A 17,720-nucleotide genomic window follows, 5' to 3' on the forward strand; every position below is an offset into this window, starting at 1 on the left:
GGGGAGCCTCCTTATTTTTTACCGATAATCTTATTCCGATAATCCGTTGGCGTCATGTTTTCCAGCTTTTCAAACTGGGCGGCAAAATAATCGGCATTTTGAAAGCCTACGAGATCCGCGATTTCGTACATGCGTTTTTTCGTTTGCCGCAGCAGCCGCTTGGCGTCCTCTATGCGAAGCGACAGCACATACTCATTGAAATAAACGCCGTAATTTTTGCGAAACAACTGACCGAGATAGACTGGATTCATATGGAATTCGGCAGCTATTCCTTTTAAATAGATGTTTTCTTTGTAGTGGCTGTCGATATATTTTTTCACTTTTTCAATACTGCCCTCGTTCTTTTCGCCTCGCTTCTCCGCGATATATTTAGCCGCTTCTTCTATAAACTGCAAGAAAACATGCCTTATCTGCTTCAAATTGCGGTATTTCATCTGCCAATTAAGCAATTCGTCCAACCATTGCAGATCTTTTTCGTTTCCTCCCAGCTGCCGGATGATATTGATGATAGCAATCATGATTCGCCTAATTGTATTCGTAACGGCACCTGGAGCGAAATGCCGCTCCTGAAAGGAAATAAAAATGGCATCAATGGCGGAGTGATAACCTTTCAGTTGATTGGCTTCAATCTCATAGATGAGCTTGCTATGCAGTTCTTCATCCACATCAAAGTAATATAAGGGCAGCTTATGCAGGTCCGATGCCATAAAGATGCCGTTAAAGCCTGCGGCAAAACGATAATTCAAGCATTCCTCGGCACTGGTTCCGGATTGAGCAATTTGTTTTAAATGGCTTGTCGAATGGCCTATAAACAAAGCTATCGTCGTTGCAAGCTCCGTCTCCAGCATGTCAAGCAGCTTGGCGTAGTTCGTCCGCTCTGCGTTGTTTTGCTCGTCCAGCCACAACTGAGGCACAATAAAGCCATATTGATTGTACGCGCGTACATGAATAAGCAGAGCTTGTCCCTCATGATGAAAATATTGCTGGAGTGCCGTTTGCAGTGCTGGAAAATAGTCAATTGCCCCTTGAGGCAGCCTATCTTGTATTTCTGCAATGATATACGTATAGGAAGAGGAGAGTGGAAGTTCCAGCGCATGGGCAATCCGCGCCATCACTTGCTCGCTTGGTTCGGTCTGCAGCAAACTTTCGATGACGGTTTCGATAAGCGGCTTTTCTCTCGTTATCGATAAGAGCTGTTTTTGATTCAGCGAATTGGCTATTTTTTTCAAAGTGGATGTAAACTCCTGTTCATCAACGGGCTTCAGGATATAATCCGACACATTGTAGCGGAAGGCTTGCTGAGCATAAGAGAAATCGGGGTACCCGCTTAAGATAATAAACAGCGGTTGATGCTCGCATTCCGCTTTCACCTTTTGAATCAGCTCCAGACCGTCTAGCACGGGCATGCGTATATCCACAATGACGAGGTCCGGGGTCTGTTGTTCGATAAGGTCCAGTGCTTGCTTCCCATTTTCCGCTTCGCCACAAATTTCAAATTGCATAGACGACCAATCCATCAGACTTATTAAGCCCTTGCGCACAAAAATTTCGTCATCCACGATCAGCACCTTATACATGGTTTTTCCTCCTTTGAGATACAAACTACGGCCTTAGCTACGGCTGTTTAACTACAGCGATTCTTTCGGTAATGATGCATTCCCTTGCAGGCGTTTAAACGTTGAAGGCGAAATTCCCTTATATTTCTTGAATTGCTTTGAGAAGTAGCTAAGCTGCTGAAAGCCGTTTTCGAGAGCTGCCTGCAGCATGCTGCACGAGCCGGATTGGATCATCAGCGCGGCGCTGTTGACGCGGAGCATATTAATATATTCGAGTGGTCTCATATCCGTCAGCTCTTTGAACAGCCGGCATAGATGGGACGGCGATATGGAGCCGATGGATGCCAAATCGTCGAGCGTGAGCGAAGATTTGTAGTTTTTGTTGATGTACTCCAGCACTTGAATCATGTTTTTCCACTTGTTCGTGTTTAAAGGATTGGCGCGTTCGTATAGCTGCTTTGGAATCAAATGCGGGTAGAGAACTGCGAGAATCATATAAAGCCGTCCTTTGACACCAAGCTGAAATCCTTCGCGTTCGACGCGGTATTCCGTGAGCAGATCTTCGATTCGGTCGATCAATAGACGATCCTGCACTCGCCGTCGAGTCAACAGGGAAGGGAACAAAAGATCTCCTCGAAGAAGTGGATTCAAACATTGCTCCTGACAGAAATCGGGATGCAGGGCGGATAGCCAGGATAGCTTGAATACGATAGCGGTGTAGGAGCATCCGTATGCGGAGTTGCAATAGCCGCTGTGGAGTTCTGCCGAATTGACGATCAGACAATCACCAGCCTGCACATGGATCTCCACATGGTTCACGGAGAATACGGCCTGTCCCGCTCGAATATAAATCAGCTCAATTTCCTCGTGCCAATGCAACGGAAGAATAGACTGATTTCCCGAAAGATAATCTACGTTATAGACGGCGAACGGAAAGTCAGAGGAGCCGTGCAGAACTTTTTCCAGAAGACGGTATTCCAGCAAAGATATTCACCACCCTATCAATATTGAGTTAATTATAAACAAAATAGAGTTATAAGTTAATTTATAATATCAATTTCGTGGTAATGCAGAGGATTCGAATTCAGTATACGAAGGAAATGAATATTCGCTGTCCTTTTGCACCAGTTAATGATTAGAACTGCATAGGTCATGTTTTAACTTTACAAATGTTTATAGTTGCATGCGATTAGATATAACAAATCTCAGTTAAAGTAAACATACTTTGTCGAAAGGGGATTTGTTTTAAATGAGTAGAGTACGAAAAAAAATGTCAAGGTGGATGACGGCAATGCTGGTATTGCTGGTAGCTGCCACTGGAATTGTAAAGCCTATGCCGGCTCAAGCAGCTCCACCCGCGGCCATTCCGTCGCAAATCACATTGGCTATAGGCGGAGGCGCAGCCGATGGTAAAACGGCTATGGCTTTCAACTGGGTTGCGGACGCGACGGTAAACACATCAGAAATTGTTTACGGCACTTCTCCTGACTTGGCCGGCGGTACAACAAAAAGCGCCGAAGTTGCCACAGTCAATGCTTCAACTGTGACTGGCAGCGTTCCGGACAACAAGCTGGTTAACGTTAAAGAGGTACGTACATATCGTGTAGTTGTTCAGGATCTGACACCAGAAGCCAAATACTATTACAAAGTAGGAAACACAACCAACGGTTATTCCGCGGTCTCCAGCTTTACTGCGCCTGCAGATCCTGCGGCTAGGAAACCGTTTTCTTTTTTGATCACTCCTGATACGCAGGGAACATCCCCAAGCACGTATCAAAACACCGCCGACTTGTACGATTATATCAAGGCGAACCATCCGGATGCCGCATTTCTCGTCCATAATGGCGATGTAGTAGAGGATGCGAGTTTTTCAGACCACTGGCAGTATTTCTTTGATGCCGCTCAAAACCTTTCTAGTACGATGCCGATCATGGCTACCCCTGGTAATCATGACAATTCAATCTATGACAAAGATTCCATTCAGTATACAAACAGATTTAATTATACAACTCTGAAGAGACCAAGCGGTCTGTCTGAGGCTGCTGCTGGAACTGTGTATTCCTTTGAATATGGAGACGCTTTGTTCATCTCTCTTAATTCGTTTGGTCTGAATTCCAGTGATGATGCCGTACAATGGAAATTTCTGGCTGATGAGACGGCAACAACGACTAAGAAGTGGAAGGTTGTAAATCTTCATGCTTCCCCTTATGACCCGGGTTCAAGCCATTATGCAGTCGACAATGTGATCGGTAAAAAGTTTACCGATGCCGGCATCGATCTGGTTCTCGCTGGTCACGAGCATGCCTATGCCAGAACAACATTAAAGACAAATTCAACTGCGGCAGGCACAGGAAGCATTCAAAAAGCGAAGTTCGGCGAAGCGCCGACTTATGTCATTGGAGGATCGGTATACAACTATGCGTACAGCCTGCACGGCAGCAATGACACGTCTTGGAACGACTATTTCTATGACCTTCGTATCAACAAGACGGGTACAGGTGGCGGATCCATCTATTCACCAGGTGTATATAGCAGAGCTGAGGTTACAAGCAATGCAATCATTTATAAAACGTATTATAAAGCGACAGGCTCTGACAAGCCTTTCCGAGTCATCGATGAATTCACCATTACCAAATCGGGGAACGAGATCACCCAGCCAACAGGCGGCGGCAAAGTGCCTGCCTCGGTGACATTTATGTTCGACAACTTCAATGAGGATACACGCAAGACGGTGAAAGACAAGTACATTGCCCGCTTTAACTGGGTAACTCCAGTAACAACAAAGTCGACGCAGCTCTTTTATGCGAAAAAATCCGACTTTGACAGCAACGGCGGCAAGTTCACGGATTTTGTTTTGGGAACCAATTTCACAGTAGATTTGAGGAGCAATATTGAGAATTTGAAGTATACAGGCGCAGGGACGCAATACTCAGTCGACCCGGTCCAAAGCCATAAAGCACAAACGGCTGTCCTCGATCCGGGGACGGAGTATGTGTACAGCGTAGGTGACGGCGTTCAAAATGTGACGAGCGTTACAGCGCCTGCCAGCTTCATTACACCTGCCAGCAACATCGATACTTTTAACTTCAACTGGATTTCCGATGCCCAAGCAAACGATACCAGAGGTTATGCAGCAACGCTCGATAGTTATAATAAAATGAGTAAAAAGGCGCTGACGCAAGCCTTTACAGATTTTCCGGATGCTGCGTTTGTCCTGAGCTCGGGCGACCAGGTCAACTTTGGTTTCGACACATGGGAATGGGATGCATTCTTTGAGGCCAATCAGGATTTGTTCTCGAAAGTGCCGCTTTACATGGCGACGGGCAATCATGAGTTCGATGGAGCGGGCAACAGCTGGGCCAACAACAGCTGGACTCCTGTGGACCCTACGCTGCAGAACTTTTTGGGCCGCCACAATCCGCCTAAAAATGGCGCATCCTTTTACGGTGGCGGCGAAGGCACGGAACGAATGGTTTCGGGTATGACGAAATTACAACTCGAATCCAGCAACTATTATTTTGTACATGGCGACACGCTGTTCTTGGTGATGGATTATCAGGATCAGAGCACCGCCGCGCAGATCAAAGCACAGCAAGACTGGATGAAAGCTGTCGTGAAACAAAATCCGACCAAATGGCGCGTTGGAATGTTTCACAAAACGTTGTTCGGATATCGGATGGCCTCTCCTGTAGCCTCCTGGACGAACGCTTTTGATGAAGCGGGAATTGATGTGGTGCTGATGGGACATGACCATATTTATGCCCGCACCAAGCTTCTCGCAAGCGGCAAAGTCGTTGCAGAGTACGGCGACGGGACAACCTATCTAACGAATTACTCTGCAAATAATGACAACCGTGGATCGTTATACAAAGAAAATCCTGCCATTGCGTACGTCGATATTAGAGAAGTCGGACGGGGATTTGCCAATATTTCGATTTCGCCTGATCAAATTAGAGTGACAAGCAAAGGTTTCGATAAAAACGATGAACTGCAAACCGGGGATGTTGACGTGCTGGTTACCAATAAACCACGTACTTATGATTTGAATGCCTGGAATTATCCAGCGGTTCCGCAGGAAGTCGATGAATTTACGATCACGAATATTGCCGTCAACGGGTTTGCCAAAGAAGGGCAAACATTGAATGCCTCGATTACGCCGGCGAGCGCTACTGCATCCTTCAAATGGGAAATCTCGAAGGACGGTACGTCTTGGACGACTATCGCTGGAGCAACAGCTGCTAATTACGCGATCAAAGCGGCGGACGTAGGTTCATATTTGCGAGCTGTTGCAACGGGAACAGGTTTTTATAACGGAGTTGTTACCAGCATAGCCACAGGCAAGGTCACTCCGCTTGCCAGCAGCGGCTCAGCAAAAATAAAAATCAAAACAGCAAACGATCTGGTTGCACTGTCACAGAAATTTGGCACGCCTGAATATCCATTTGACGGGAATTACGAACTGTCGGCGGATATTGATATGACAGATGTTACGTTTACATCGATCGGCAGAGACACGGTTCCAAAACAATTTATTGGGACATTTAACGGAAAAGGTTATATCATTCGAAATCTCAAAATTTCGTCCACTGACACTAGCACGGGCTTCTTCGCTTATATCGGAACTGGTGGAAGAGTAGTAAATCTAAATTTGGCGAATGTAGACATAACCGGTATGAATAGAACTGGAATTATTGCAGGGGTATCCAGCGGTACGATTGAAAACAGCTATGTGGACGGCAAAGTAACCGGCACCGGTTATACAGGCGGTATAGCAGGGCTGCTCTATGCGGGTACATTGCAAAACACGGTCATGAACGCAAATGTTAGCGGGACCACAGTAGGCGGCTTAATAGGAGGCACCAATTATAACGGTTCTGGTTGGTCGCTTATTCAACAAACAGTTGGAAATGTAATTTTAAATAACGATGTGAGAGGTACGGTTACAAGAATCGGTGCAACTCAATATACCGGTGGTATCGTCGGTGATATGGGCGGCGGTTCGGGCAGCGTGCTTCAGACCCTTAATGGCAATACATTCTCATCTGAAATTATTGGAAATCCTACGAAGCTGCTCGCAGGCTATTGGTCAGGCAGCAGGCCGATCGTTGAATCCAATCAAGTGAACTACTATGACAGCGCAAAGTTAAACACAAGCGGCATACCTTCGGGAACCGTCTCTGCTTTTGTAGCGAAGTCGGCAGCTGATTTTGCACAGCAAGCAACTTACGTGGCTTTGGGATGGGACTTTACGAGCATTTGGAAATGGGATGCCACGAATAACGCACCCGTGCCTCGCGTTCTTGAACTTGGCGGGGGCTCGGATAAAATAACAATCAAAACTTCAAGCGATTTGGTTGCATTGTCGCAGAATTTCGGTACGCCTGAATATCCGTATGATGGGAATTACGAGTTGTCGGCGGATATTGATATGAAGGATGTAGAGTTTGCCGCGATCGGCGGAAAAGACACATCAAAGCCATTTATAGGCACGTTCAACGGAAAAAGATATACGATAAGTAATCTCAAAATTTCAACGACAAACAGCAGTACAGGTTTCTTTGCCTACATCGGCAATGGAGGCAAAGTCGTAAATCTGAAATTGGTGAATGTCGATATTACCGGTGGCAATAGCACAGGTGCCATTGCAGGAACTTCCATGGGCACGATTGAAAACAGCTATGTGAGTGGTAAAGTCACCGGTGGAAGCATTACTGGCGGTATTGTAGGTACGCTCCATGCAGCCACTTTGCTAAATTCCTTCGTATCTGCAGATGTGAGTGGAACAACAGTTGGAGGCTTGATTGGCGGTACAGGTTGGAACAGTGCAGGTTCGCCTATTCCCGTTCGATATGAGACTTCGCCAACCGTCATTCTGAATAACTATGTGGGTGGAACGTTTAATAAGCTTGGCACATATTCCGGTGCAATGGTTGGTGATATGGGCGGTTCTGCTGGAAATCTGCTCCAAACCTTAAATGGCAATGTGGTAGCCAATGCAATTAATGGACCTGCCCCTGGTCCAATCGCAGGGTATTGGTCCAGCAGCAGGCCAATTGTGGACTCCAATAAAGTCAATTACTATGACGGAGCGCGTTTAAGCACTAGTGGGTTGCCTTCAGTGATTATCCCAGCATTTGCTTCAAAGTCGGCTGCTGATTTTGCACAGCAAGCAACCTTCGAAGCCTTGGGATGGGACTTTACGAACGTATGGTATTGGGATGCAACGAACAGCATTCCCGTGCCTCGAGTGCTTAATCTTGGTGAGGAAGAAGAAGGAACAATCTCTGCTCTAACTGTTGCCGGTGGAACGGTTGAAGTAGACGGTGCTGCCGCAGGAAGTTCTGCACAGGTTGAGGAAGGCTCGACGGTTAAAGTAACTGCGGCTGTTCCAAACGGACAACGCTTTGTAAAATGGAGTGCGGCAGGGCTTGCATATGGAAGCAACACAACAAATCCACTGACATTTACGATGCCGGCAAACCCGGTTTCATTGACGGCTGAATTCGAAAATGTACCGATGTCGAACGCGGATTTGAGTGATCTTAGGGTGGACGGTACGACAATAAGTGGATTTAACGCGAATACGCTGAGTTACACGCTGAATGTGCCAAACGTAAAAACCTCCGTGACGGTAGCGGCAACCGGGTCCGAATCGAAGGCAACCGTCGCTGTCGCAGGAGGCAGCAACCTGGTTGTTGGAGACAACACGATAATGGTTACTGTTACGGCGGAAGACGGAGAAACAACGAAGGTCTATACGATAATTGTAAAGCGCGGGACAGCGGGGCTATCTTCCAATGCCGAACTGAGCGATTTGAAAGTGGACGGCACGACAATAAACGGATTTAACGCCAATACGTTGAACTACACGTTGAATGTGCCAAACGTAAAAACTTCCGTGACGGTAGCGGTATATGCATCTGACACGAAGGCAACTGTCGCTGTCGCAGGCGGCAATAACCTGGTTGTTGGAGACAATATTATAACGGTGACCGTTACAGCAGAAGACGGAGAAACAACGAAGGTCTATACGGTTATCGCAAAGCGCGGGGCAGCGGATCTGTCTTCCAATGCCGAACTGAGCGATTTGAAAGTGGACGGCACGACAATAAACGGATTTAACGCCAATACGTTGAACTACACGTTGAATGTGCCGAACGGTCAAACCTCTGTGACGGTAGCGGCAACTGGGTCCGACTCGAAGGCAACTGTCGCTGTCGCAGGCGGCAACAGCCTGGTTGTCGGTGACAACGCCGTAACGGTAACTGTAACGGCAGAAGACGGAGCGACGAAGAAAGTATACACGATTACCGTGCAACGCGCCGCCGCCTCGACAGGCGGAGGAGGAACGACCGCACCTGCAACTGACAGCAAACAAACACTGCCTGCGGGCACAGGGGGGACGGCCCAGTTCGAAAAAAATGCCGTCACCATCGTGGTTCCTGCCGGAGCATCGGAGAAGCAATTGACGATTACGGTGGAGAAGGTGATCCAAACCTCGCAGCTCGTAACGAACAAGGACATTCTACTTAGCCCGGTCTATGAGATTCTGAAAAACTTTACAGAGAAATTCTTGAAACCGATCACGATCACGTTAACGTTCGATTCGGCAACAGTCGGAGCGAATCAGATCGCTTCTCTCTTCTATTACGATGAGGTGAAGAAGGTTTGGGTGGAAATCGGAGGGATGGTGAGCGGTAACCGGATTACGGCGGAAGTCGATCACTTCACGAAGTTCGCGGTATTCGCCGTAGCGAAGAAAGAGCCTGAAGAAAACACAGGTGCAGGCGCAACGTTCAGCGACGTAACAGGCCACTGGGCGGAAGCAAGCATCAAGAAAGCGGCTGCGAAGGGCATCGTCGACGGTTATGCTGACGGAACATTCAGGCCGAACGGCGAGATAACGCGCGCCCAATTCGTGGTGATGCTGGCCCGTGCTCTGAAGCTGGAAGGCAACGGAGCAGTACTGGCGTTTACCGATAAGGAACGCATCGGCGACTGGGCGAAGCAAGGTATCGCACAGGCCGTGAAAGCTGGCATCGTGAACGGGTATAGCGATGGTAGCTTCAGGCCGAACGCGAAGATCAGCCGCGCCGAGATGGTGACGATGATTGCTAATGCGCAGGGTCTGACCGCAAAAGCCAATGCGGCAACTGCGTTCGCGGATCATGCCGACATTCCGGCATGGGCGAAAGCCGCAGTATCAGCAACAGTTGAGAAAGGTATCGTTCAGGGCATCGGTGCCAATAAATTTGCGCCGAACCAAACCGCAACGAGAGCACAAGCAGCAGTCATCCTGCTTAGAGCGCTCGAGATATCCAGCAATTAAAGCTTTATCCTCTCTTTAAAGCCAGGCCCCCGGTAAATGAACCGGGGGCCTGAATTTTATAACAGCACCGGATGGTTTCCGAGAGAGACATTCACTAAACTGAGAAAGGAGTTGTCGCAGCGTTGCTTATTACCAGTTAATTACTCAAACTGCATAAGTCATATATTTAAAAAATAAGGAAGGGGCTGTCTCAAAAGTCATAGTTGACTTAGGGACAACTAAGATTGAAGCGAACGCCAATCGGTACACGTTCCCATTACAATTATGAGCGAATACATTGAGGAAAGGCCATGAAATAGGTATTGATTATTTTATTACTTACGCCAGTATTTAATTTGTTTAGTGCTCGGAATCAAGATGAATATTTACAAGTATTTTGGAGAAGTGCAGTATCCTGGTTTATTTTATAAGGCAGCTGTTTATTTTGAAGGTATAGCTGCAGCTCAATGGTTATGAGCTGAAGGCAGAGAGGATGGAACTGTTTTAGAAAGCTATATCAGTGGCTCAGAAGAAGATGAGCCTAGGTAATCTATCGCAATGGTTGGAGAAAAATAGTAAACGGATATAGATTTGTTCCGAATATTGATTATTAGGTTTACTCGCTATTTTTGTATAAACAATATCAAATGGTTTACTTTTTGATTTTTTAGGTGCTATTAAACAAAAAATATTCAATGAGGTCATCAAACATTATTTAATGTTTTTTTTGAATTGTTTTAATTCAGTTAATAAATGGTCTAACTGTTTTTGCGATGTTTCTAACTGTTTTAAATGTTTATTTTGGCTTTGAGAACTCTTGTTACTGGATTTCACTAATGCTTCTAGGGCAAGACCAGCAGCGATTGCTGTTATACTATCTCCTAATGTCGTGATGGATGCTCCAATAAATGCAAGTTTAGCAACCTGAATATCTGTTGTATCAGATGTTCCATTTAATTCGCTTTTATTGTTGTTCATAGTCATTCTCTCCCTGCGTAGATCAAAAGTTAAAGGATTCCTTAATACTCACAACATATGCAATTAATGTGGGAAGAGGTACCTAGTTTGATTTAACTCGATGAATAGTTGATGTACATGGGCTGACTAGATTAGCTTGTTACCCTGGCAATGTAATCACTCAATTTATTGCCTTAAAGAGGTAAGGAGTTACTACTTTGATTCAACTATCAGCGTAATTAAGGAGAAACTTGACAAGGAGCAAGTGGAATATGGGATTGTATGTTAGATACCAAACCATGTAAAAAGAAAAGCCGAAATAGGAATCGGCTTCTGATAAATTAATTAGTCGTGATTCATAAAATACAAAAACCAAACTGCATGATTTTGTTCATCTGCTGCAGCTTGTGTAAACAAATCTTTAATAACAGGATTATCAGTTTTTCTTGCTATCTCATGATAAAAATCAACAGTTTCTTGCTCAGCATTAAATGCTACGGATACTCCTTTTTGAAAATCTGTTTGGCATTCTTCTGTTCTTTCTGGAATTGGTTGTTTTCCAGTTAACCATGTGTATATTTGCGAAAACATGTTAAAATGTCTAATTTCATCATTTCTTATTTCGAGTATTTTATTTTTAATATCAGCGGTTGGAGCTTGATTTGCTAGTTGTTCATAGCAGTAAATGGCAGAATATTCTCCATTTAAAGATTTTGATAATTCTCCAATACCAATAAACATCATATCTTCAGAAGGATTTTGTGTCTGATTTAACGCAAGAAAATGTTTTTCAACTTCATTTAAGTGTTTGCGGTATTCGCCGCCATAGAAGAGATGCAATGGATGGTCCATATATTCATATTTATCAGCAAGCATTTTGTAAGTTGAAGCCAGTTTCAAATGATATTGCCATGCTAATCTATTACTTATTCTATTCAAAAGATTCACTCCTTAAAATTAGGCACAAACCCATCATATGCAATTACCTATTAGTGGGAGTGGGCTTTCTCTATAGGAACATCACTGAATATTGAGGAACGTAGGAGGGGAAGTATTTGCAAAGACAGATGAAACAATCCAGTTGGAATGATGGATTCAAACGGCGACGAAAAAGTGAGGTTTTCGGTTGTTTAGAAGTAAAGATCGGTCGGTATGGAAAAGAACGTGTCGATTATATGACATTTCTAAAGCTGAAGTATTACAATTTTTGCAATGATAGTCGAGTGAATTATCTCTATATTGCTATTTAATTACCTGAATTGAAATTTTGTCTTCTAAGACTATGGATGAAAAAGATATTGTTTCATGACGAAAATACTATTTCTTTCCTTCAATCCGGTGATCGGAATTAGAAGATTGTCTAGAAAGTCTGATTGCCTTTTTTGGAGGGTCTTTTCGTGTTATAGGTGGTGAAATGCTATTACTGCGCGGTGAAGACAAGCGCTTTATCTTTGCAACGAATAATCGATTTATCTTCGAAGATTAGAAAATTTTCTCAATTGGCTTCGTACGCATACCCCCACAAACGACATTATAAATCCGAAACTAGTTTATTAACGAAAGTGAAGGGAGCGGCTCATGAAACAATCGAAAGCGGTAACGCTTATAAGCCGGATCTACCAAAACCAACATCCGTTATTTGATTCCGAGGAGACAGCTAAAGCAGCAATTGACGATATCGATATTTTCCAAGTCGCTCCCCAAGTTTATTATTTATTGAAGAGCAGCGGCTTATTGGAGGCCGTGCCTTCCGAGCACCGAAGCAGGATTAAATCGGGCGTGGATGCTGTTTTGTTTCAAAACATGCTGATCCGCTCCGAGATGTACAAGCTTCTTGATGCGTTTGAGCGTTCAGGAATTCAAGTGATCGTGCTGAAAGGCATTCGGTTGTCTGAACGTTTTTTTGGACATTTTTCGGGCAGGGGAACATCCGATATCGATCTGCTTGTACGTCCAGAAGATTTGGATAAGGCGGTTGCCCTATTGGAGCGCCATGAGTTTATCCGGTATATAGAAGACGATGCGGATCATTTCCATATGCTGTTGAATAAATTTTATGCGAATGAGGATTTCCCGCTGCTCGGAGTGGAGCTGCATTGGAATATTTTGCGCGAACATGTCTCGGATACGGATATGAGCTGCTTTTGGATGGATGCAGAACCGATTTCTCCCTATCAATTGGTGAAGGAGCTTTCGGCCAAGGACACCTTTTACTACCTATGCCTTCATGGCTATAACCATAATATGTTATCACTGAAGTACGTTATCGATATTTTGCACGTCCTGAGATGCTGCAGCGCAGAAATAGACTATGGCCAGCTCTTTGCACAGGCAAAGAGCGATGGGAACTATGCCAAAGTACTTATTGCGCTGACAATTGTCTATGACTTGTTTCCCGAGCTGCATGAAACCAAGCCGCTAAACGTACGGAGACGCTGGCCGCTTTGGAATATCGAACTGATGCGAAATGCCCAATTCGGGATCAGAAACTGGCGATTTTATGGCTTCCATCTGTTTTCTGCCTTCGTCGCCTACGATTCGGTTAAACAACAGTGGGCGCATCTGCGTTATTTACTGCTGCCGCCAAGAGATTATGCCTTGGACCTATTAAAGTATGCCAATAGATCAGATGTCCCGGATTCGAATGAGCCGATGAGCAAAATCTATGCCAAAATCTATAAGAGAAGACTACAATTTTGGATTCGAACCATTCGTGCCAAACAAAAGAAGAATTAAATCGAATATTCTTGTTTTATATATACAAAAAGCAGGTATTAATACATTTTATCATAGTATTATTTTACTAAATTTCATAAATATCATTGACTATCACTATAATATGACATAAATTCCTTGAAAGGAGGTGAATGAAATGAAAAAATATGAAGCTCCTAAAGTACTTACGCAGCATACTGTCGAATTTGGAACAGCGAGACCAAGCGATAAAGTCGGTGGCTACGAATGGTGCCAAAAACGTAATTTTAAACCTATGTTTTGCAGGCATTATATTGGAGGCTAACTAGAAAGCAATGATAGATTTTATCTGAGAAGCGGAGCTAACGATCGAGTTTGCTCCCTTTTTATTCTCAGGAATAACTTCTGAAGAACGGGCGGTGCATAATGACGTACACACTGCATACACAGGTCGGCAGGAGTTCGATCGATTTTCAAATTCAAACTACCTTTTTATATGATGAATTGACCGCGCGTTTTCGTTCCTTTAAAGCAAGTGGAAATCTTGAAGCGCCTGACATTCAGGTGGAGGTCTACGACTTTTACGGGAAACCTTTCGACGACGGTCCTGTCGAGATTCAAGAGAACGGCGGCGAATATGTCTATATCCGTGCGGACTATAAGCTGGTGACAACACCTGATTACAGCCAGGCAAAAATTTATGTTCACGATGACCTTGCACTCAAGCACGCCTTAATCAATCTCTACAGCGCCTGGCTGATCTATCGGCGCGCAGGGCTGCTCATCCATTCGTCATGCGTGGTGGAGGATGACCGCGCTTGGATGTTCGCCGGGCCATCGGGAGCAGGCAAGTCGACGGTAGCTGATCTTTCCGTTCCCCGTCCTATTCTTTCCGATGAGGCTACGCTCCTATTGTTTGAGCCGGATGGTTCGATTACAATCCACGATTCCCCATTTCGGAGCGAAATGGAAGAAGCATGCGAGCTTCCAAGCAGTCCCTTGGCAGGCATTCATTTTCTGATTCAATCGCAGGATGTAAGGCGGGTAGGTATCCGCAAAGGCGACGCGCTGATTTCTTTGCTGGATAAGGTTTTTTATTGGGAGCATAACAAGCTGGAAACGGCAAAGATGATTGCACTTTGCAAGCAGGCAGCAGAAGGTGTACCGGCTTATGAGCTATATTTTCAGAAAAACGATACCTTTTGGGGAGTGATATCATGACGATAATGGTAAACAAAACACTGCTGAGACGGGAAAATATCGAGACGGCTGAGCTGGATGGCGAGTGGCTGCTGCTGAACATCGACACCCACGCCATCACGAAAGTGAACGAGCTTGGAGGTTATATTTGGTCGATTCTTCCCGAATTTCCAACTGTCGCAGAGCTGGCCGAAAAAGTACATACCGAATACGGCGTTGAGATGGAAGTTGTCCTCGATGACGTTCAGGCGTTTGTTGAAATGCTGATTGAGGCCGGACTGCTAATAAATGCATGATTTGACGCCAATTATGTCAGCAGTAATCCAGCGAACCGGAAAGATCGAGCTGCCCTCTGCGGGTATCAGCATGTATCCCTTGATCAAGGAAGGAAACGTAAGCACTTTCTTGTCCGTGCAACGGGAAAAATTGAAAATTGGCGATATCTGTTTATTTGTTACGGACCAAGGTGCGTTGATCGGACACCGGCTGTACGCCGTAAAGCAGGACGGCTCAAAGGAATTATTTATCTTCAAGGGAGATACATGCTATGAGCCGGATGATCCCGTAACGTTCACAAGCATTCTGGGTCGATGGTCCGGCGTTCGCCGTAACAATCATTTTCAAGCTGCGAATCATTGGAGATCCAGGCTGCTTGCTGTACTGGCTTTGCGTGTACCAAAATGGCACAAAGTGATTCGATGGTGCGCAGTAAGAAACGAGCGTTATATGTAACTGCCGGAGAGTGGCATTGAAAAAGGAGTATTTTAAATTGAAAACGGAGAATGCGAAGCGGGAAGCTGGTAAACCTGTTAACGGCGTCGCAGTAGAACAACAGGATACGGAGAATCCATGGCTCCGTATAAGGGCGGATGTGGATTTCAACCTACGACGATTTTGGCATTACGAGGTTGTTTTCAAGACCTTAACCATGGAAATGGTGGACGGGCAAGGGAAAACCATCATGACCTTCCATAAGAATAACATGATCGATGTATCCGTTCGCGAGGCTTTCGGCGGAGCATCGTTTTTTATTATAACCGGTGATGGCGAGATAGAAGCTGCGAGATTCTCGCTTCCGTACATTGAACCTTTCCGACAGGCTGTTCCCGCGATAAGGAACTGGCTGGCGGAAAGGGACGAAACTGGAGGTCTTACCCTCCCAGCTCTAGAAGAAAGTACGGAAACGTATAGATGCTCAAAATGCGACAAAACCGTCTCTCCCGGTACAAGCAAGTGTTTAAACTGCAGCAGCAAATGGTCCATGCTGCGCAGGTTGGCGGCTTATTGTACCCCGTACCGAAGCCCCATGCTGGTAAGCGCGCTGCTGCTTGTTTTATCCGTATTTATTGAAGTGATCCCACCCTATTTGATCAAAATGATTGTGGATGAAGTGGCCAAACCGTTTGGAAGCTTGAACGTGCTTTTTTCTTTGGCAAGCGGTTTGGCCCTTGTACAGGTGTTATCTGCTGCGATGCAAGTCATTCGAAGCTACCTTGGCGTTCGTATAGGCGGGAAACTGGTAGGGGCGATCCGCCGGGATATGTTCGGCGCTTTGATGAAGCTTTCGATGCGCTTCTTCGATCACCGCCAGGTCTCTCAATTTATCGGCCGTATCCAGGATGATACCGATGAATTAAAAGAATTTTTGACAAACGGCATGGTGTATCTAGTCACGCAGATGCTGCTCGCCGTAGGCATCCTGTTTATGCTATTCCATCTGAATTGGCAGCTGGCAGCGATGATTCTGATCCCGACCCCATTCTTGTTTGCTGGATTCTATTGGCTGTGGAAGAGGCTGAGCTCACTTTGGTATTCGCAATGGCAATCTGCTTTGCATGTCAACAATGTGATTGGCGAAGCGCTACAAGGCATTCGAGTCATTAAAGCCTTTGCGCAGGAAAATGCCGAGAAAAACCGTTTTGACAAGGTGAATAATCATTGGATCAATCGCACGATTTCCTTCGGTAATCTTTGGCTTGGCGTATCTCCGATTTTTACGGTACTGACGGCTGTGTTCGGCATCGCTGTTTGGTATTTGGGAGGACGATCGGTCATGTCCGGCACCATGTCTATCGGAACATTGACCGCCTTTACGACCTATTTGCTCATGTTCTTCGGGCCTGTTCAAGCCTCCGGACAGCTATTAAGCTGGCTAAACCGCTCGCTTGGCTCGGCCGAACGGATTCTCGAAATCATCGATGCCAAGGTTGATGTCCCTGATAAGCGGGACGCGGTAGAGCTTTCTTCCGTTTCTGGCGAGATCCGCTTTCATGGTGTACGTTACGGGTATGAAGTGGAACGACCGGTGCTAAAAGATATTAACCTCACTATACGTCCCGGTGAAATGATCGGGCTGGTTGGCCGCTCCGGTGCAGGGAAAACGACTCTCATAAACATGATTTGCCGATTTTATGACCCGAATGCTGGAAGCGTTGCGCTTGACGGGCACGACTTGAGAGATATTGGGCAGGAGAGTCTCCGGAAGCATATTGGCGTCGTGCTTCAGGAAACGTTTTTGTTCGATGGTACGATTGCCGAGAACATAGCCTACGGCCGTCCGGATAGTCCGCCGGAGACCATTATCGCAGCTGCCCACGCCGCGAATGCCCACGATTTTATTTGTCGTCTGCCGGAAGGCTACGATACGCGCGTCGGGGAACGCGGACACCGTTTATCGGGCGGGGAGAAACAGCGTATCGCAATTGCGAGAGCGCTGCTGCTTGATCCGGAGATTTTGATCTTAGATGAAGCGACAGCATCTGTTGATACGGAGACGGAGCGGCTCATTCAAGAAGCGTTAAGCCGCTTAATCCGGGGAAGAACCACTATCGCGATTGCCCATCGCCTATCCACTTTACGTCATGCAGACAGGCTTGTAGTCCTCGACCAAGGCCGCATTGTTGAAATGGGGACGCATGAAGAGCTTTACGCGAAACAAACGCATTATTATCGTTTGGTCGAATCGCAAAAACAAACAGCGAAAATACCATCGGAGGTCGGATAAG

12 protein-coding genes are annotated in these 17,720 nt (G+C 45.7%); 8 read left to right on the forward strand and 4 right to left on the reverse strand.

Going from position 1 to position 17,720, the window contains the following annotated elements:
- Nucleotides 1-11 precede the first annotated feature (11 nt).
- On the reverse strand, nt 12-1,577 hold the full coding sequence (locus tag AC1DM9_RS04550; protein ID WP_477578772.1) for a response regulator: 1,566 nt from the start codon (nt 1,575-1,577) through the stop codon (nt 12-14).
- Nucleotides 1,578-1,628: 51 nt separating this feature from the next.
- Nucleotides 1,629-2,540 (reverse strand): AraC family transcriptional regulator, encoded by a 912-nt coding sequence (locus AC1DM9_RS04555; protein WP_477508864.1) that lies wholly within the window; start codon nt 2,538-2,540, stop codon nt 1,629-1,631.
- Nucleotides 2,541-2,805: 265 nt separating this feature from the next.
- On the opposite strand from AC1DM9_RS04555, the gene AC1DM9_RS04560 reads away from it, so the two are divergent.
- Nucleotides 2,806-9,885 (forward strand): S-layer homology domain-containing protein, encoded by a 7,080-nt coding sequence (locus AC1DM9_RS04560; protein ID WP_477578774.1) that lies wholly within the window; start codon nt 2,806-2,808, stop codon nt 9,883-9,885.
- Nucleotides 9,886-10,575: 690 nt separating this feature from the next.
- On the opposite strand, the gene AC1DM9_RS04565 is transcribed toward AC1DM9_RS04560, so the two are convergent.
- Both AC1DM9_RS04565 and AC1DM9_RS04570 read right to left on the reverse strand, forming a co-directional pair.
- Nucleotides 10,576-10,842 carry a translation initiation factor 2 gene (locus AC1DM9_RS04565; RefSeq protein ID WP_441880531.1) on the reverse strand — a complete coding sequence of 89 codons (267 nt, stop codon included), beginning with the start codon at nt 10,840-10,842 and terminating at the stop codon, nt 10,576-10,578.
- A 324-nt stretch (nt 10,843-11,166) separates the two neighbouring features.
- Nucleotides 11,167-11,760 (reverse strand): ferritin-like domain-containing protein, encoded by a 594-nt coding sequence (locus AC1DM9_RS04570; protein ID WP_477578776.1) that lies wholly within the window; start codon nt 11,758-11,760, stop codon nt 11,167-11,169.
- Nucleotides 11,761-11,876: 116 nt separating this feature from the next.
- Between AC1DM9_RS04570 and AC1DM9_RS04575 the strand changes: the two genes are divergently transcribed.
- The 7 genes from AC1DM9_RS04575 to AC1DM9_RS04605 all read left to right on the forward strand — a co-directional run bounded on the left by AC1DM9_RS04575 (nt 11,877) and on the right by AC1DM9_RS04605 (nt 17,719).
- On the forward strand, nt 11,877-12,071 hold the full coding sequence (locus tag AC1DM9_RS04575; protein WP_477578778.1) for a hypothetical protein: 195 nt from the start codon (nt 11,877-11,879) through the stop codon (nt 12,069-12,071).
- 328 nt (nt 12,072-12,399) lie between these two features.
- Nucleotides 12,400-13,557 carry a nucleotidyltransferase domain-containing protein gene (locus AC1DM9_RS04580; protein ID WP_441880537.1) on the forward strand — a complete coding sequence of 386 codons (1,158 nt, stop codon included), beginning with the start codon at nt 12,400-12,402 and terminating at the stop codon, nt 13,555-13,557.
- 136 nt (nt 13,558-13,693) lie between these two features.
- Nucleotides 13,694-13,840, forward strand: a complete 147-nt coding sequence (locus AC1DM9_RS04585; protein ID WP_157265932.1) for a hypothetical protein — start codon at nt 13,694-13,696, stop codon at nt 13,838-13,840.
- 101 nt (nt 13,841-13,941) lie between these two features.
- Complete coding sequence (locus AC1DM9_RS04590; RefSeq protein ID WP_477508860.1) at nt 13,942-14,736, forward strand: hypothetical protein; 795 nt, start codon at nt 13,942-13,944, stop codon at nt 14,734-14,736.
- Nucleotides 14,733-15,011 (forward strand): PqqD family protein, encoded by a 279-nt coding sequence (locus AC1DM9_RS04595; RefSeq protein WP_477508859.1) that lies wholly within the window; start codon nt 14,733-14,735, stop codon nt 15,009-15,011. The genes AC1DM9_RS04590 and AC1DM9_RS04595 overlap by 4 nt, the downstream gene beginning before the upstream one ends.
- On the forward strand, nt 15,004-15,447 hold the full coding sequence (locus tag AC1DM9_RS04600; protein WP_477508858.1) for a S24/S26 family peptidase: 444 nt from the start codon (nt 15,004-15,006) through the stop codon (nt 15,445-15,447). The genes AC1DM9_RS04595 and AC1DM9_RS04600 overlap by 8 nt, the downstream gene beginning before the upstream one ends.
- Before the next feature lie 37 nt (nt 15,448-15,484).
- On the forward strand, nt 15,485-17,719 hold the full coding sequence (locus tag AC1DM9_RS04605) for an ABC transporter ATP-binding protein (protein WP_477578780.1): 2,235 nt from the start codon (nt 15,485-15,487) through the stop codon (nt 17,717-17,719).
- Nucleotide 17,720: the final 1 nt, after the last annotated feature.

The organism is Paenibacillus sp. 01T431 (genome assembly GCF_056398625.1).